Origin of the sequence: Stenotrophomonas sp. FR024 (assembly GCF_047500745.2) — a bacterium.
GTDB classification, from domain to species: Bacteria; Pseudomonadota; Gammaproteobacteria; order Xanthomonadales; family Xanthomonadaceae; genus Stenotrophomonas; species Stenotrophomonas maltophilia_A.
Genome location: NZ_JAXAXM020000019.1, coordinates 17,697 through 33,211, shown reverse-complemented (window position 1 = coordinate 33,211; position 15,515 = coordinate 17,697). Strand labels below are relative to the sequence as shown.

Here is a 15,515-nt window from a genome sequence, read left to right as displayed (position 1 = left end):
AGCAGGCAATGGCATTGACCAAGGCGGAGATGGCGGAAAAGCTGTTCGACGAAGTCGGTCTGAACAAGCGGGAAGCCAAGGAATTCGTCGACGCGTTTTTCGATGTGCTGCGTGAAGCATTGGAACAGGGACGTCAGGTGAAGCTGTCGGGCTTCGGTAATTTCGATCTGCGGCGCAAGAACCAGCGCCCGGGTCGCAACCCCAAGACCGGCGAGGAAATTCCGATTTCCGCCCGTACGGTGGTCACCTTCCGTCCGGGCCAGAAGCTCAAGGAGAGGGTGGAAGCTTATGCTGGATCCGGGCAGTAACCGCGAACTACCGCCGATCCCGGCCAAGCGCTACTTCACCATCGGTGAGGTCAGCGAGCTGTGCGACGTCAAGCCGCACGTCCTGCGCTACTGGGAAACCGAGTTTCCCAGCCTTGAGCCGGCCAAGCGCCGAGGCAACCGCCGCTACTACCAGCGCCACGACGTGCTGATGGTGCGGCAGATCCGCAGCCTGCTGTACGAACAGGGCTACACCATCGGTGGTGCACGCCTGCGTCTGGATGGTCCCGATGCCCGCGAGGAATCGGCGCTGAGCAACCAGATCATCAAGCAGGTGCGCATGGAGCTGGAAGAAGTGCTGCAGTTGTTGCGCCGCTGATCCCATTTCCATCGTAATCCGCTATACTTCACGGCCCGCCGCACTGGCGGGCACATCGCAGCATCAGTCGGGGCGTAGCGCAGCCTGGTAGCGCATCTGCCTGGGGGGCAGAGGGTCGTCGGTTCGAATCCGGCCGTCCCGACCACTGTGATGAATCAAGAAGCCTGCGCAGCAATGCGTGGGCTTTTTTCTTATCAAACCCTATCCCCGCCTATCCAAGGTGATCAGAGTTCTTGAGTACCCTTCATAAGGGGATGATCACGTCATAAGGGGATGATCACGGTGGCAGACCCGTGCGCTACACTTTTTGGACTTGAGAAGTCGCAATCTGTGAGATAGATGAGTGTTCTCATCAACCATAGCAGGACAATGGACATGAAACTGCGCAAGTTGAAGGATGGCTTCGAGGCCCTCAGGCGGCAAGCTCGTCCGTGGATACGGTCGCGAAGGATGGAGATTTCGGTGCTGGTTGTTTGTTCATTTATGGTGCTCCTTGCCCCGCTGTATGCACTCGGCAACCCTTCTGTAAACAAGTCGTGGGTGACCGTTTATGAGGCACCGAAAGCCGGTGGCACATCCGTCTCGTCACCGCCTGGCCAAGTCGAGAAGCCCTCAAGTGATGAGGCCTTTGGAAGGCATCTGGATACGGTGACCGGTCTTTACAGTACTGTCATCACGGTGCTTACCGTAATGCTGGCGGCAGTAGTGTCCCTAGCCTTCTTCACCGTTAGGGCGGGTAGTCGAGCGGAAATGGATAAGGCACTTAGAGATGTTGTTGAATCGCAGGATTTTAAGAATTTCCTCCAGACGAAGATTCAAGCCGGCGTCGCGACCGGCATCGAGAACGAACTCGGGAACGTCCAAGATCTGGTCGATGAGTTAAGAAGAATGTATGAGGCATTGGACGACGTTGCAGTGCTAAGCGAAAGCGAGAATTCAGATGGCGATAGTAAAGCTTAGAACTCCCATTGGCCCGCCCGCCGCGAAAGGTTCTCCACAAGGGGCTATAGAGTCGCTCGCCACTCTCCAGGCCGAGATGGCCAATCGAGGTATGGGCTCCGCTCCGTGTCGCGTCGATGATGTGGCGCAAATGCTCGGCATCAAAGTTGTGCATGAGCAAATGGATGACGAAGTTTCCGGCTTTCTTGAAAAAAGGGGCGACATTTGGGTTGCAGGCGTGAATTCGTACCATCATCGGGTGCGTCAACGCTTCACCATCGCTCATGAAATTGCGCATTACATCCTGCATAGAAGGGAACAGAATCAGTTCCGTGACTACACCTTTGCTCGGCGCAACGACGATCGCTCAGACATGGAGCGTGAGGCTGACCAGTTCGCCGCCCAACTACTGATGCCGGAGGACGAGGTGCGGGCTGCAGTTGACAAAGGGTTGAGAAACCTTAACGATCTAGCTCGTCACTTCGATGTGTCCACCTTGGCGATGCGCTATCGGCTGGATAATTTGGGCTACCGGATGGGTTAGAAATGAACGAAGTTGCAGGGAAGCGATACGTGCCGATTCTTCGCTCGCGAGATGCTGAAATTCGCGCTTATGCTGAGCTCTCTGGCTCAGTAAAAGATGCTCTGCTTCCCGTCGTCGAGTACACAAAATCGCGCCGGACGAAGAAGAATACAGAGGGCTCTGTGAGCGTCTGCGTGTCTAAAATTGAGGAGCATCTTGCCGGGCGCTCCTACATTGCTGACGTTACTACGATGGATAGCCTCAGTAACGCAGAAACGGCCATGTTGCTGGATGCCGACAACGGATTTCGCAATTGGCGAGCATTTGTGCTTTCGTCGCTTAATTCAGCCTGCATACCGACTGTCCACCTCACCGATCCGTTCGATGAAAGAAGCGTGTTGGTGCAGTGCAAGGCGTTTCTAAATCGCTCAACGCATATTGCATTCCGTATCCCTGTGGATTATGACTCTACTTCCCGACTTGTTGATGTTCTCAAGAGAGAACTCGGCGGATTGGAGCAAGTGATTCTCATCTGCGATGGTGGCTATGTAAGCAAGTCCACTTACGCAGCGGCTCTGGCTGACAGCAAGCAAACCCTAGTGGCCGCTGGCGCTGGTTTTGCGTTGCGAGCTGTAGCCTGCAGTAGTTTTCCGAAGAGTGTTGTGCTTCCCGACTATGGTGGTGATGAGTATGGGAAGTTTGAACTGCTCGAGGTGAAACTCTCAGAGGATGTGAGGGCTGAACATGGTCTCGGTGACGTGGTTCATGGTGACTATGCTCTCGTTCATCCAGAAGACTTCAAGGGGATCGTGACCAGTTGGGTGCCCCGCGTAGATGTTCCCTTGGATCAGACACTTTTCTATCATCGTTACCGCCGTCCGAACGGGGGGTATGATCTCGCTGCAGATAAGGCATTCCACGACCCAGACTACGTTGCTCTCGACTGCTGGGGGCATGAGAACATTAAAAGTGCTGCTGGCGGCGCAGTTCAAGGCAGATCTCCTGCTCACTGGATATCTGTTCGCATCAACTTCCATCTTTCTCGACAGTCAAATCGGATCGAGCTAGCGTATCTTCTTAGGTAGTCGGAGAGTTTCGACGTCATCCAGCGTCAGACGCTCACCTCGCTCCGAGTTGAAGATTGCGAACTTCTGGTTCGCTCGGTTGTAGATGGACGTGATTGCACTGTGTGACAATTGCGCCGTCGTCAGAAGATTGACCGCAGATTGGCGGAGCATTTGGATATTGCTCGGGCCCCTGCGCGCGCCTAACATCTGGCGTAATTCGTCAGCTCTGAGCCACTGAATTGCTCCTGTCTTAGACAGGCGCTGCCGTTTGGCTGAGAGCCGACGGCGGCTGATCGTAGTTTCGCCTAAGTCGATCAGTCCAATCCTTTCCGGCATAATATCCTTAATCGTGGGCATTAAATTGGGTGCTGCCGCGACATAGACCTCGAGAAATCCCTCTACGTAGTCTTCGACCTGTCTGGAGAGCTTTGCTAGGTTGTCCCTAGGCCCTTTCACCTCGATGGCAACCAGGCGATTAGGTCCGACGATTGCGATATCGGCTTTTCTGCTCACATCCTTGTAAGGTAGTTCGAGAGCAATTATCTCGTCTTGCTGCAATTGGGGCAGCAGCCATCGAATTAATCTCAGTGTTTCATCTGCGGCGTAGTTCATAGGTCGCAATTCAGCTCCAAGTCCAGAATTTTCGCGCCCAGGAAGGTAGTCTATCGCCATCGTTAGGCATGCGCTCGCTCCCAAGCTCGTTCTCGGCTTAGCCTGAGGGGGGGGGGGCTCAGTCCATGGCACGTCTGCCTGTCCTGGTTCACTGCTTTCCTGGACAGCTGCTCTGCGCTTGCCAAGCGATAGATGAGTTCCGGAGCGCCCTCGTCCAGCCCATGCAGGATGCCGCTGCCCACGAAGCCGTGGGCAGTGAGCAGGTGCTGCATGCCGATGTTGGAGGCATTGGTCGAGGTGAACAGTTTGCGCCGGCCGTGCAGTGCGATGGCCTGGCGCAGCAGTGCGGTACCGATGCCCTGGCCGCGCTGTGCGTGCGCCACCATCAGCATTTCGACGAAGGCTTCGCCGAAGAAGTGGTGATGAATGACCAGGTAGCCGACGGCCCTGCCGTTCTGCTCGGCAACCTGCACGCCGCCGCGTGCCAGCCAGTCGCCGATCTGCAGGGCCCGGCCTGGATCGTTGGCCGCCACGCTGTCGAGCGCAATCAAGGCATCGGCGTCCTGGATGCTGCCGTCACGCAGGTGTGCGGAGTGGGAAGTCCGGCTCATCGCGGGCGCAGCTGCAGCAACAAGCCGCCGCCCGACACAAAGCAGGCGAGCAGGACGGCGATCGACAGCGGCAGGTGGAATTCATCGCGACCGAACAGGGCAAACGCCAGATGGATCAGCGCCGTGCCAATACCGAGTGCGCCACAAACCAGCGCATGGTCGCGCGCCGACGATGTGCCCAGCAGGGTCTGGCGATACCCCCAAAGCACGAAGCCGATCGCAAGCAGGTTGAACAGCAGGAAGCCCCGGATGCCACCGGGCACATGGAACATGGCCCATTCCTGCCAGAACGCAGCGTCGATCTGATGCAGGATCAACGCCAACAGCGTCGCCAGATACCATCGTTCCATGTCGCGCTCCCTGCCATGTACAGGCCATAGTCTATCGGCTCTGTCCCGCACGCATGCCTACCCGCCGCAGCCAGCGCGTGCTCGGCAGTCAATACACGCGGAACTCGGCCCGGCAGCCGTCGCTGACCCACACGCCGCGGCGGTCCCAGCCCCAGTTGCGGTCCTCGATGCAGGCCGTCACCGACTTCTGCTTGACCAGGCGCACCTCGTGGCGCACACGGATACGGCATTCCTTGTCCTTCTTTTCGTAGGACTCGCAGACCAGGCGCTCGCCATCATCGTCACGGTCCCTGCCGCGGCCCGGCCAGCGTCCGCGCCCATAGCCGTCGGCGACGAACTCGGCGCGGCAACCGTCGGTCACCCACAACGTGCGGCGGCTCTGGCCCCAGTTCTGGTTCTCCACGCACCGGGTCACCGACAGTTGCCTGGCCAGGCGCATGGGGCCCTCGATCGGGCATTGCGCGGTCTTGTTGAACTGCGATTCGCAGCGCAGCGCCGGAATGTGATCGGTGTCGTAGTCCTGTGCGGCTACGGTGGTGGCGGCCAGCAGCAGGGCAAGGGAGGTGCCGGTGATCGTCAGCAGCAGGCGATGGGACATGTGCAGGCTCGGTGGGGATGGGGCGGCAAGAATGGCCCAGTCCGGGGCTGCCGGAACGCTTCGTTCCGAAGATGGCTCAGTGGCGGTTTAGTAGTACGCGCGGGCCCATGCAGAGGCTTACATCCCGTATCATCGCTGCACATCCGATCGCATCGGTTTACACCCTCTTACATGTCTCCCACGCCGGTCGGCACAGCCTGTGGCTGTTGTCACTGGCATGCGGCCGGCGCGTGGAGGAGGATGCGCGGACCACGACGACCACAGGGGGTTGCGTTGATCAGCAGTACCGTCATTCATCGCTCGGCCGACGCAGGCGGCGCCGAGGTGCGGGTCCTGGACACTACGTTCAAGGGCAAGCATGTGTTCATTGCCTGGGGCCTGCGCGGGCCGGAACTGACCCGCAGCGCGGACCCGGCTGCCACCGTGGCCGCACGCAAGGCGCTGCACGCGGTTGCCGGCCACAGCGAGGGGCCGCGCAGCCCGGAAGTGTTCATCGCCAACCAGTCGGCGGTGGCGATCACGGTCTATCGCCTGCTTACCGAGGCGCGCTCCGGCGATGCCATCTTCTTCCTGTGCGATTCACAGGCGGTGGTCGATTGGCTCATCACCGCGCTGGAAGTGCAGGGCGCGGACTGATCCCGCGCTCCGGCGCGCATGGATTCACGCCAGCGCCGCGTCCACCGCAGCCCGTGCGTGCAGTGCAGTGGTATCGAACAGCGGCACGGCGCTGTCCTCCGGCCCTACCAGCAGCATGATCTCGGTACAGCCCAGGATGATGGCTTCGGCACCGCGCGCCACCAGTCTCGCGATCACGCCGGCGTAGACCTGTCGTGAGTGCTCGCTGACCACACCGGCGATCAGTTCCTGGTAGATGATGTCGTGCACGCTGCGACGATCATCGCCTTCGGGAACCAGCACCTCCAATCCGAAGCGATCCTGCAGCCGGCCGCGGTAGAAGTCCTGTTCCATGGTGAAGGCGGTACCGAGCAGGCCCACCTTGCGTGCGCCTGCCTGCACGATGGCCTGGGCGGTGGGGTCGGCGATATGCAGCAGCGGCAGTGGGCAGACCGCCTCGATGCGGTCGGCCAGCTTGTGCATGGTGTTGGTGCAGATCAACAGCAGATCGGCGCCACCGGCCTGCAGGCGCCGTGCAGCGTCGGCCATATGGTCGCCCAGCGCATTCCAGTCGCCGTCATGCTGCAGCTGCTTGATGCCGGCGAAATCCACCGACCACAGCAGCAGCTGCGCCGAATGTGCGCCACCGAGGCGCTGCCGCACGTCCTCGTTGATGAGCCGGTAATACTGCGCCGAGCTTTCCCAGCTCATGCCGCCGATCAGGCCAAGGGTCTTCATGCACAGCTCCATGCCGGGGAGCCGTCATTGCAGCACAGCCGATGCGGGAGTTGCACTAAACATTAGTGATTGCTAATGTGTTGGTCATGATCGAGAACGCCCTCTTCAAAGCGCTGGCCGACCCCACCCGCCGCCACATCTTCGAAAAGCTGGCCGAGGGCGGGCAGCATGCCAGCGCGCTGCGCGAGGGCATGGCGATCAGCCAGTCTGCGATGTCCCAGCACCTGGCGGTGCTGCGCGATGCCGGGCTGGTGAGCGAACAGCGCCAAGGCCGTTTCGTCCACTACGAGGTCGATCCGCGCGGGCTGGCGCACATCGGCAACTGGCTGCAGCGCTACCGGGCCTACTGGCCCGCGCGGATGGATGCCTTGCAGGATCTGCTGAAGGAGATGGACTGATGGACGATGTTCTGAACGAAGCGGCTCCCGCGTTGGTGATGGAGCAGTGGCTGCCAGCGCCACCGGAACGGGTCTGGCGCGCACTGTTCGATCCGGCGCTGCGTGAGCGCTGGTTGCCTGCGGCCGATCTTGCCGATCCGCAGCCTTGCCTGTGCGAGGAGGGGCGGGAACTGGGGTTCCGCCTGCGCGATGCGCAGCCCCCGCATCTGCACAGCCTGGTGTGTTTCCGGCTGCGCGCGGATGACGGCGGGGGGACGGTGCTGACCATCGTGCATCGGCTCACCGACCTGCGCGCGCTGCTGCCGTTGGCCGCCAACGACGATCATCGCACCATGATGCGCGCGGCCTGAGCCGGCGCCTGGATCGAACGCTACAGGGAGCAGGCACATGCGGGACAGAATGCAGCTGATACCAATGGTCGTGGAACGCAGCGAGCGCGGTGAGCGCTCCCATGACATCTACTCGCGGCTCCTGCGCGAGCGCATCATCTTTCTCAACGGTGAAGTCGATGACACTGTGTCGGCGCTGGTCTGCGCGCAGCTGCTGTTCCTGGAATCGGAAAACCCGGAGAAGCCGATCCATCTGTACATCAACTCGCCGGGTGGAGTGATCTCCAGCGGCCTGGCGATGTACGACACCATGCAATACATCTCGGCCCCGGTGCATACGCTGTGCATGGGCACCGCGCGGTCGATGGGTTCGTTCCTGCTGATGGCCGGCGAGCCCGGTCACCGTGCGGCGTTGGCCAATGCCAGCCTGCATGTGCATCAGCCGCTGGGCGGGGTGCAGGGCCAGGCGTCGGACATCTTCATCCATGCCGAGGAAATGCAGCGCACCAAGCAGCGCATCACCCGGCTGTATGCGCAGCATTGCGGACGCAGTGTCGAGGAGGTCGAGCAGACCCTGGACCGCGATCGTTTCATGAGTGCCGAGCAGGCATGCGAATGGGGCTTGATCGATCAGGTACTGGTACGGCGCGACGCGCTCGCGGCCTGAGCCTGCCTCTGTAACCACCGCATCCATGCTGCGCTGTGTGTGCCGCGCCAGGCCGGCGCACTCTATGCTGGTGGGATCTTCTGAAGTGGATGTCCGATATGGCCCTGCATACCTGGTGGTGGTTCCTCGCCACGGTGTTCGTTCTGTGTGGTACGCCGGGGCCGAACATGCTGCATATCCTCGGTCGCAGCGTCGGGCTCGGCTTTCGCGGTAGCGTGCCGGCGATGGCTGGCTGCCTGCTGGCGATGCTGCTGGTGCTGGCGGCCTCCGCAGCAGGCCTGAGTGCGCTGCTGCATTCCTCGCCGATGCTGTTTGAGGTGCTGCGCTATCTGGGCGTGGCCTATCTGGCCTGGCTGGGCCTGAAGGCATGGCGTGACAGTTGCCGGCCGGCACCACCGGTGACGGTCGATGCCGCGTTGCCGGTTGCGGCGTCGCTGGGCGCGTGGAAGGTGTTCCGTGGTGGCCTTCTGGTGGGCCTGAGCAATCCCAAGCTGCTGCTGTTCGCTGCGGCGTTCCTGCCGCAGTTCGTCGACCCGTCGCGTGGCCAGGCGCTGCAGTACAGCGTGCTGGTCGCCACCTTCGCCGGCTGCGAACTGTTCTGGTACGTGATGTATGCCGCCGGTGGCCATGGCCTGCGCCGATGGTTGGCCAAACCCTTCGCGCGGCGCTGGTTCGAGCGGCTGGTGGGCAGCGTTTTCCTGGCCTTTGCAGTGGCCCTGCTGCGTTTCCGCCCGCGCTGATTCACGCCGCGCACGCGGCCTGTTCACGACTGCCGCATCGGCTACGGCCTAGCCTGATCATCCAGTACGCAGTCCCCACGGGGAAAGGTTTGACATGATCAAGTGGGCCATCATCTTCGCCATCATCGGCGTCATTGCGGGCGTGCTCGGCTTCGGCGGCATTGCCGGCGCCGCGGTCGGCATCGCCAAGTTCCTGTTCTGGGCCGGCATCATCATCGCCGTGGTGCTGTTCCTGCTCGGCATGACCGTAGCGAAGAAGGTCAGCTAGCGTTGATCGCGCAGCAGCGTACTCAGTGTGCGCTGCTGCGCGAGAACAGATTGATCACCAGTACGCCAGCACAGATCAGGCCGATGCCGATCAACGCCGGTGCATCCAGGCGCTGCTTGAACACCACCAGCCCGATCAACGAGATCAGCACGATGCCGACGCCGGACCAGATGGCGTAGGCAATGCCGGTCGGTATCGATTTCATGGTCACCGACAGCAGGTAGAAGCACAGTCCATAGCCGACCAGCGCGCCCAGTGTCGGCGCCAGCCGGCTCATGCCGTCGGATGCCTTCAGCAGCGACGTGGCAATTACTTCCAGCACGATGGCAGCGGCAAGGTAGAGATAGGGATTCATTGAGCGCTCCTGCTCACTGCGGGTCGCATAGTTTCAGGGCCTGTTCGGCCATCGCCAATGCGTTGGCGCGTTCTTCCTCGTCCAGCGGACGCCCATAGGCCGTGGCCCAGTAGCCATCGGCAGCGCAGCGCGCCGCATACAGTCGCGGATCGTTGGCTTCGCCGGCGAACTCGGCCAGCATCGCACGCTTCCAAGTACGCCAATGCGCGAGCAGGGCTGGTTCCATCAGGTTGCCCAGGGTCAGGCCGATGTCGTTGTCCTGTTCCTGCTGCAGCAGATGCTCGAAATTGGCCTGCACATAGGCGCGGCTGAAACGGCCATGCCCTTCGGGGTTTTCCTGCAGCAGGGCACGCACCCGCGCTTCGAATTCGCCGATGAGCGCTCCGATGGCTTCATCCACCAGTGCCTGCTTGCTGCTGAAATGATGGAACAGCGCACCCTTGCTGACACCGGCGGCCTGTGCGACGTCCTGCACGGTCAGCGCGGCCAGGCCATTACGGCCGATCACTTCAATGGTGGCCTGCAGCAGTGACTGGCGCACGCTGTCGGGCGCCTTGCGGCGCGAACGGGAGGGGGATGCGGACATGGCGGGAAGAAACCGACTGGACGGTACGATTGTAACGCAGGCCCGTGGTGTCACCGCGCTGCCGGCCAGGGCCGGCAGCGGAACCGTCATGCGTCGATGCGGGCGAAACGCGGCTGCGGTCCGTGTTCGCCCGGTACCTGTTCGACGAACATGGCATACGGGCGCACCCACAGGCCGCCTTCGCCATAGAGCGCGCGATACAGCACCAGTGGCTCCAGCGTCTCGCTGCTGCGGACGATATCGAGCACTTCGTACTCGCCGCCCTTGAAGTGGCGGTAGCGACCCGGGGCCAGGGTGGGTAGCGGGCTCAGCTCAGCCATGGGGTGCGAGCCTCACTTGCGTGCCGGGCTGGTCGGCTTCGCGCAGTAGGCATCGATGGCCTCGGCGGTATTGGCCAGGCCCTGTGCCTGTGCCAGTTCCCACGGGCGTTCGCAACGCTGGTTGTGCTCGCACCACTGGTAGCCGGCCGAACCAATGCATCCGTGGGCATCGCGATCGCCGCCCACCTTCGGTACCGCAGACGAGGTGGGCGCCGCATCGGCACGTGCGGCGGCGTCGTGCTGGTTGGCGCACGCGGTCAGCACCAGCAGGACTGGAATCAGAAGAAGCGCTTTCATCGGGCGGGCTCCGTGCCTAAAGCGACAGTGTCTGTCGCAAATAGCCCTCCAGCAAGCGCTCAGTGCATGGCGGCGCGGATCAGCTCTTCAATCAGCACCAGATAGCTGGCCACGAAATAGAACTTCAGCAGCGTCCAGCGCTGCTGCGAGAAGAAGGTGCGCATGTGGAAGGGGCCCCTGTTGGTGACGGTAGTGTGAAGCTCCGTCAACTCCGTGACAAGGGTCACGGAACGCCTTCACTAAACAGCCTCAGGGATGTGAGGGTTGGGAAGCGCCCGACCGAATCCTGAGGCATTTTCGTACAAATCTGATGGGCCATCTCCGACGCGATCGATAGCCTGAGGGTGTACTGGCACGTGGCCCTGCCGCCTGTCACCGCCTCTTTCCTTCCGCAGGAGCTTCTCATGGTCTTTACTGTCCAATGCACTGCCCGGCACTGGTCCGTGTTGCATCCGAAGGCGGGTGACGCCACCCGTTACGCCCGCGGTGCCGATGCCTTCGACGCGGCCGCTGCGCTGGCCCTCGAGCACCATCGTCGCACCGGCCAGCGCAGCACGGTCCGGGTCGAGGCGCTCGGCAGCACCGTGGATGCGCTCCATATCGGGGAGTGACGCCACCGGCCGAGGCGCAGTCAGCCACGGTTGAGTTGTTTGAATGGGGAAAAAACCGCCGTGGTGCGACCCCCTGTGCGCCGCGCCACGAATCCCGGATGCTTGCGCCATCGTATTCATCCGGAGATTCCGATGGGCAAGGCACTCACCTGGCGCACCCTGGCCTGCACGCTGCTGCCGATGCTGGCGGCCGCAGGCGGCGCGCAGGCGCAGAGCTATGGCTACGGTTATGACGATGATCGCTATGGCGGTCGTGATGGCGGCGGCATCGTCCGCTGCGAATCGATCAAGAACCGCAGCAATGAATGCCGTCTGGAAGGCCGTGCCCGGATGATCCGCCAGTTGTCCGGTTCGCCGTGCGTGGAAGGCGAGACCTGGGGGCAATCGCGCTACGGTGTGTGGGTCACCCAGGGCTGCCGTGCCGAGTTCGTTGGCGAGTACCGCCGTGGCGGTGGCTGGGGTGGTGGCCATGGCAACGGCTGGGGCAACGGTGGCAATGGCTGGGGCGGGGGTGAGGTGATCACCTGCCATTCCAACGGCCACCGCCAGGAGTACTGTGATGCCCGCATCCGTCGTGGTGTGCGCCTGGTGCGTCAGGATTCACGCAGCGCCTGCATCGAGGGCCAGACCTGGGGCTGGAACCGTCGTGGCATCTGGGTCAGCGACGGCTGCCGGGCGCAGTTCCAGGTGAATTGAGCTCGCCCATCGAAAATCAGAATAATCTGATACAGCTCACATTTTGAACGTCGTATCTTCTGTGATCAGGGCACCCTGCGTGCCCCTGATCCGTCGCGATGAAGTCTGCCGAAACCGGCACGCCCGTCCCGCCACCGTCGATACGCTGCCTCAAGGAGTGAGCTGCATGTTGATCCGCCTGCAATGCGAGCAACGCCAATGGCGCGTGCTGCACCCGGACCGGCCGGAACCGATCGAGTTCCGCGATGGTGCCCGGGCCTACGATTTCGCTGAAACCCTTGCACGCCTCCACTTCGTCGACACCGGGCAGCGCGCTGCGGTGCGGGTGGAGGCCAGCGGTGCGTTCGTGGAAGCGGTCAGCTACGGCTGAGGGTTGGGGTTTCCGGCCAGATCATCGTTCCGGAGCCCGCTAGCCACGCACGGCGTGGATCTACTTTGCATCTGTCTCCACGCATGGCGTGGATCGACCCCTGTTCCGCAGTAGATCCACGCCATGCGTGGATCTACTGGTGGTGACCGGCCTCAGCCTGCCGCGCTGAGCGGCGGGGTCCCGGCAGCCAGCTGCGGCCAGCGCTTGAGCACCGCCGCGCGGATGCCCGCCGCATCGATACCGGCTTCGGCCAGCAGGTCCTCACGGCTGGCGTGGTGCTGGTAACTGTCGGGCAGGCCCAGGTGCAGGATCGGGCGCAATACGCCTTCGGCGTTGAGCAGTTCGCCGACGCCGGAGCCGGCGCCGCCGGCCACCACGTTGTCTTCGATTGTGACCAGGCCCTCGTGCTGGGCGGCCACGGCCAGCACCAGCTCGCGGTCCAGCGGCTTGATGAAGCGCATGTTGACCACGCTCAGGCCCAGTTCGCGCCCGACCTGTTCGGCGGCGGCCACGGTGCTGCCAAAGGCCAGCAGTGCCACGCGGCTGCCCTGCAGGCGCAGCTCGCCCTTGCCGATCGGCAGGGTCGACAGGTCGGTGCCGGCGGCAACGCCGGTGCCGGTGCCGCGCGGATAGCGCACGGCGGCCGGGCCCGGGTGCTGCAGGCCAGTGCTGAGCATCTGCCGGCACTCGGCTTCATTGGACGGAGCCATCACCACCAGGTTCGGCACGCAGCGCAGGAAACTCAGGTCGAGGTTGCCGGCATGGGTCGCGCCGTCCGGGCCGACCACGCCGGCGCGGTCGATCGCGAACAGCACGTCCAGGTCCTGGATGGCCACGTCATGCACCAGCTGGTCGTACGCGCGCTGCAGGAAGGTCGAGTAGATCGCCACCACCGGCTTGCCGCCCTGGGTGGCCATGCCGGCGGCGAGGGTGACCGCGTGCTGCTCGGCAATTGCCACGTCGAAATAGCGTTGCGGATATTCCTTGCTGAAACGCACCAGGCCGGAGCCTTCGCGCATCGCCGGGGTGATGCCGTACAGGCGTGGCTCGGCAGCGGCGGCATCGCACAGCCAGTCGCTGAACACATCGGTGTAGGTCGGCTTCTTGGCACCGGCCTTGGCCACCAGGCCCTTGTCCGGATCGAACGGGCCGACGGCGTGGTAACCGATCTGGTCGCCTTCGGCCGGCTCGTAGCCCTTGCCCTTGGTGGTCATCACGTGCAGCAGCTTCGGGCCCTTGGAGGCGCGCAGCGTCTTCAGCGTGGACAGCAGGGCCGGCATGTCGTGGCCGTCGATCGGACCGGTGTAGTGGAAGCCCATTTCCTCGAACATCGTGGACGGCACGAACATGCCCTTCCAGTGTTCTTCCCAGCGCTTCACGAAGCGCGCCGGGTTGTTCTTCTTGTCGCCGAGGATCTTCTTGCCGCCTTCGCGCAGCGCATTGAGCGTGCGGCTGCCGGTGGCGCGGCCGAGCATCTTGGTCAGACCGCCGACCGCCTCGGAGATCGACATGTTGTTGTCGTTGAGGATCACCAGCAGGTTCGGCTCGGGCTCCATGCCACCGGCGTGCATCAGCGCTTCGAACGCCATGCCGGCGGTCATTGCGCCATCACCGATCACTGCAACGACCTGGCGGTTGTCGCCTTCGGACTGGCGGGCGATGGCCATGCCGAGTGCGGCCGAGATCGAGGTCGAGGAGTGGCCGACGCCGAAGGTGTCGTACTCGCTCTCTTCGCGCTTCGGGAACGGCGCGACGCCGTCCTTCTGCTTGACGGTGTGGATCTCGTCGCGGCGACCGGTCAGGATCTTGTGCGGGTAGGTCTGGTGACCGACGTCCCAGACCAGCTGGTCCTGCGGAGTCTGGTACAGGTAGTGCAGCGCCACGGTGAGTTCGATCACGCCCAGGCCGGCGGCGAAGTGGCCGCCGCTCTTGCCCACCGACTCGATGAGGTAGGCGCGCAGTTCGTCGGCGACCGCCCTCAATTCGGATTCGTCGAACGTGCGCAGGTCATCCGGTGTCTGGATGCGCGCGAGGCGGGGATAGCGGGCAGAGTCGATCATCATGTTCGCACTTGTTCTGAACGCCCATTTTCGCCCTCAAACGGGGGTGGGGCAAGCAAACGCCGCCGCCCGTGACAGGACGGTGAGGGTTGCATTTTCAGCGATTCAGGTGCTCAGTTTTGACCGCTTGGGCAATTGCGCCTTCAGGAAGGCCATCTGGTCGGCCAGGATGTTGCGGTTGGACAGGATCAGATGCTCGATCCAGCTGGGCCGGTAAGGCACCGCCAGCAACGGCATTCCGGCCTGCTGCGGGGTGCGGTCGCTCTTGCGCGAGTTGCAGTGGAAGCAGGCGGTGACCACGTTTTCCCAGCAGTCCAGGCCACCCTTGGACAGCGGCATGACGTGGTCGCGGGTGAGCGTGGGGCGGTTGAACTGCTGGCCGCAGTACATGCACAGGTGTGCGTCGCGGGCGAACAGGGCCGGGTTGGTCAGGTTCGGCGTGGGGTCGATCGCGCGGGAGCGGGCGTGGCCGCGGGCGGCGATGATCGGGTGCAGGTCCATGCCGCTCTGCAGTCCGCTGAAGCGGTTGGTACCGCCGTGGATGTGCAGGCAGGGATCGCCGAGTGTCCAGGCGACGGCTTCGCGGGCGTAGAGGCACGCCGCATCCTGCCAGGTGATCCAGTCCAGTACGCGTCCGTGGGCATCAAGCGAGAGCAGCCGGACCGAACCGGGGCGATGCAGCGTCGTGGCGTTGGGCGATGCTTCGGCGCCCGGAGCAGAAAACGGAGCTCCGGCTTCGATCAGACCCAAGCGTGTAGTGTCTGTCTCCATCGGGAGAACAGCTTATACCTGAATGTTGACGATTTGTGTATCGCCCCGAGGGCGATGCCCAAATCGCAATGATTCAGGTCCACGCATTCCTCCTATCCCCCGCACCTGTCGGTGCGCCCCCTTTAGCAACCCAGCCCGCCGTTGGCGCGCTGGGTTGCCCGCGCATTCTTCCTAATCCCCGCGCCTGTCGGCGCGCCCCCTTTAACAAAAGGGGGCTTTTCTCCAGATGGATTTCGGTGGTTTCCATCCACGCATGGCGTGGATCTACGGTGTCGACCAAGGTCGACACCTACCAGCAGCAGAAATCTGTCGAGGGCGGGGTGGGTCCGGTTGCGGGGGCGTGAGCCGC

Annotated in this window: 24 protein-coding genes, 1 tRNA gene and 1 pseudogene; 15 read left to right on the top strand and 11 right to left on the bottom strand. The window is 62.8% G+C overall.

The features are described 5' to 3' along the window. Positions 1-8: 8 nt before the first annotated feature. The 6 genes from ACMZ91_RS18015 (at position 9) to ACMZ91_RS17990 (ending at position 3,192) form a co-directional block, all read left to right on the top strand. Positions 9-308: an integration host factor subunit alpha gene (locus ACMZ91_RS18015; RefSeq protein ID WP_005410432.1), complete on the top strand. Its 300-nt coding sequence runs from the start codon at positions 9-11 to the stop codon at positions 306-308. After that, positions 289-645 (top strand): MerR family transcriptional regulator, encoded by a 357-nt coding sequence (locus ACMZ91_RS18010; protein WP_005410431.1) that lies wholly within the window; start codon positions 289-291, stop codon positions 643-645. Before ACMZ91_RS18015 ends, ACMZ91_RS18010 begins: the two co-directional genes overlap by 20 nt. 68 nt (positions 646-713) lie before the next feature. After that, positions 714-790: transfer RNA gene (locus ACMZ91_RS18005), tRNA-Pro, on the top strand. Positions 791-1,020: 230 nt separating this feature from the next. Next, the gene (locus ACMZ91_RS18000; RefSeq protein WP_414578017.1) at positions 1,021-1,605 is read left to right on the top strand and encodes a hypothetical protein; all 585 of its coding nucleotides are present in this window, start codon (positions 1,021-1,023) and stop codon (positions 1,603-1,605) included. Continuing rightward, positions 1,586-2,128, top strand: coding sequence for an ImmA/IrrE family metallo-endopeptidase (locus ACMZ91_RS17995; RefSeq protein ID WP_182266460.1), 543 nt, complete (start codon positions 1,586-1,588; stop codon positions 2,126-2,128). The genes ACMZ91_RS18000 and ACMZ91_RS17995 overlap by 20 nt, the downstream gene beginning before the upstream one ends. A 2-nt stretch (positions 2,129-2,130) precedes the next feature. Continuing rightward, positions 2,131-3,192 (top strand): beta family protein, encoded by a 1,062-nt coding sequence (locus ACMZ91_RS17990; RefSeq protein WP_414578015.1) that lies wholly within the window; start codon positions 2,131-2,133, stop codon positions 3,190-3,192. Here ACMZ91_RS17990 and ACMZ91_RS17985 read toward each other — a convergent pair. The 4 genes and pseudogenes from ACMZ91_RS17985 to ACMZ91_RS17970 form a co-directional block, all read right to left on the bottom strand. Beyond that, complete coding sequence (locus ACMZ91_RS17985) at positions 3,172-3,786, bottom strand: sce7726 family protein (RefSeq protein ID WP_414578013.1); 615 nt, start codon at positions 3,784-3,786, stop codon at positions 3,172-3,174. The two genes, ACMZ91_RS17990 and ACMZ91_RS17985, sit on opposite strands and share 21 nt — an antisense overlap. A 179-nt stretch (positions 3,787-3,965) precedes the next feature. Next, a pseudogene (locus ACMZ91_RS17980) lies at positions 3,966-4,397 on the bottom strand (GNAT family N-acetyltransferase); the annotation flags it as partial. Next, positions 4,394-4,747, bottom strand: a complete 354-nt coding sequence (locus ACMZ91_RS17975) for a DUF6713 family protein (protein WP_414578011.1) — start codon at positions 4,745-4,747, stop codon at positions 4,394-4,396. The pseudogene ACMZ91_RS17980 and the gene ACMZ91_RS17975, both read right to left, overlap by 4 nt. Before the next feature lie 88 nt (positions 4,748-4,835). Beyond that, positions 4,836-5,345 carry a DUF3011 domain-containing protein gene (locus ACMZ91_RS17970; protein WP_049462116.1) on the bottom strand — a complete coding sequence of 170 codons (510 nt, stop codon included), beginning with the start codon at positions 5,343-5,345 and terminating at the stop codon, positions 4,836-4,838. A 240-nt stretch (positions 5,346-5,585) separates the two neighbouring features. Between ACMZ91_RS17970 and ACMZ91_RS17965 the strand changes: the two genes are divergently transcribed. Further along, entirely contained in the window at positions 5,586-5,981 is a 396-nt protein-coding gene (locus tag ACMZ91_RS17965; RefSeq protein WP_100435043.1) for a hypothetical protein, read from the top strand. Positions 5,982-6,005: 24 nt separating this feature from the next. Here ACMZ91_RS17965 and ACMZ91_RS17960 read toward each other — a convergent pair whose 3' ends face one another. Then, positions 6,006-6,698 carry an aspartate/glutamate racemase family protein gene (locus ACMZ91_RS17960; protein WP_414578009.1) on the bottom strand — a complete coding sequence of 231 codons (693 nt, stop codon included), beginning with the start codon at positions 6,696-6,698 and terminating at the stop codon, positions 6,006-6,008. 86 nt (positions 6,699-6,784) lie between these two features. Here ACMZ91_RS17960 and ACMZ91_RS17955 point away from each other — a divergent pair, with 86 nt between their 5' ends. From ACMZ91_RS17955 to ACMZ91_RS17935, 5 genes are all read left to right on the top strand, one after another. After that, positions 6,785-7,096 (top strand): ArsR/SmtB family transcription factor, encoded by a 312-nt coding sequence (locus ACMZ91_RS17955; protein WP_042358872.1) that lies wholly within the window; start codon positions 6,785-6,787, stop codon positions 7,094-7,096. Continuing rightward, positions 7,096-7,446, top strand: coding sequence for an SRPBCC family protein (locus tag ACMZ91_RS17950; RefSeq protein WP_253144737.1), 351 nt, complete (start codon positions 7,096-7,098; stop codon positions 7,444-7,446). Before ACMZ91_RS17955 ends, ACMZ91_RS17950 begins: the two co-directional genes overlap by 1 nt. 37 nt (positions 7,447-7,483) lie before the next feature. Beyond that, on the top strand, positions 7,484-8,092 hold the full coding sequence (locus tag ACMZ91_RS17945; RefSeq protein WP_032128666.1) for an ATP-dependent Clp protease proteolytic subunit: 609 nt from the start codon (positions 7,484-7,486) through the stop codon (positions 8,090-8,092). A gap of 98 nt (positions 8,093-8,190) precedes the next feature. Next, positions 8,191-8,832, top strand: coding sequence for a LysE family translocator (locus tag ACMZ91_RS17940; RefSeq protein ID WP_032128667.1), 642 nt, complete (start codon positions 8,191-8,193; stop codon positions 8,830-8,832). 94 nt (positions 8,833-8,926) lie between these two features. Continuing rightward, entirely contained in the window at positions 8,927-9,100 is a 174-nt protein-coding gene (locus ACMZ91_RS17935; RefSeq protein ID WP_006380555.1) for a DUF1328 domain-containing protein, read from the top strand. Positions 9,101-9,122: 22 nt separating this feature from the next. Here ACMZ91_RS17935 and ACMZ91_RS17930 read toward each other — a convergent pair whose 3' ends face one another. The 4 genes from ACMZ91_RS17930 to ACMZ91_RS17915 all read right to left on the bottom strand — a co-directional run bounded on the left by ACMZ91_RS17930 (position 9,123) and on the right by ACMZ91_RS17915 (position 10,658). Beyond that, positions 9,123-9,455 carry an SMR family transporter gene (locus ACMZ91_RS17930; RefSeq protein WP_049462119.1) on the bottom strand — a complete coding sequence of 111 codons (333 nt, stop codon included), beginning with the start codon at positions 9,453-9,455 and terminating at the stop codon, positions 9,123-9,125. A gap of 13 nt (positions 9,456-9,468) precedes the next feature. Continuing rightward, positions 9,469-10,041 (bottom strand): TetR/AcrR family transcriptional regulator, encoded by a 573-nt coding sequence (locus ACMZ91_RS17925; RefSeq protein ID WP_049401207.1) that lies wholly within the window; start codon positions 10,039-10,041, stop codon positions 9,469-9,471. A gap of 86 nt (positions 10,042-10,127) precedes the next feature. Continuing rightward, positions 10,128-10,361 carry a DUF1653 domain-containing protein gene (locus ACMZ91_RS17920; protein ID WP_049423874.1) on the bottom strand — a complete coding sequence of 78 codons (234 nt, stop codon included), beginning with the start codon at positions 10,359-10,361 and terminating at the stop codon, positions 10,128-10,130. A gap of 12 nt (positions 10,362-10,373) precedes the next feature. Then, positions 10,374-10,658, bottom strand: coding sequence for a hypothetical protein (locus ACMZ91_RS17915; RefSeq protein WP_414578005.1), 285 nt, complete (start codon positions 10,656-10,658; stop codon positions 10,374-10,376). 404 nt (positions 10,659-11,062) lie between these two features. On the opposite strand from ACMZ91_RS17915, the gene ACMZ91_RS17910 reads away from it, so the two are divergent. The 3 genes from ACMZ91_RS17910 (at position 11,063) to ACMZ91_RS17900 (ending at position 12,335) form a co-directional block, all read left to right on the top strand. Next, a complete protein-coding gene (locus tag ACMZ91_RS17910; protein ID WP_049423877.1) occupies positions 11,063-11,269 on the top strand; it encodes a hypothetical protein in 207 nt (68 codons plus the stop codon). A gap of 132 nt (positions 11,270-11,401) precedes the next feature. Further along, a complete protein-coding gene (locus ACMZ91_RS17905; protein WP_049401711.1) occupies positions 11,402-11,965 on the top strand; it encodes a DUF3011 domain-containing protein in 564 nt (187 codons plus the stop codon). A gap of 166 nt (positions 11,966-12,131) precedes the next feature. Beyond that, entirely contained in the window at positions 12,132-12,335 is a 204-nt protein-coding gene (locus tag ACMZ91_RS17900) for a hypothetical protein (RefSeq protein WP_005417823.1), read from the top strand. A gap of 152 nt (positions 12,336-12,487) precedes the next feature. Here the strand turns inward: ACMZ91_RS17900 and dxs are convergent, their stop codons facing one another. Continuing rightward, on the bottom strand, positions 12,488-14,395 hold the full coding sequence (gene dxs / locus ACMZ91_RS17895) for a 1-deoxy-D-xylulose-5-phosphate synthase (RefSeq protein WP_049462121.1): 1,908 nt from the start codon (positions 14,393-14,395) through the stop codon (positions 12,488-12,490). Between the two features lie 105 nt (positions 14,396-14,500). Next, a complete protein-coding gene (locus tag ACMZ91_RS17890; protein WP_019336875.1) occupies positions 14,501-15,166 on the bottom strand; it encodes an HNH endonuclease in 666 nt (221 codons plus the stop codon). Positions 15,167-15,515 lie beyond the last annotated feature (349 nt).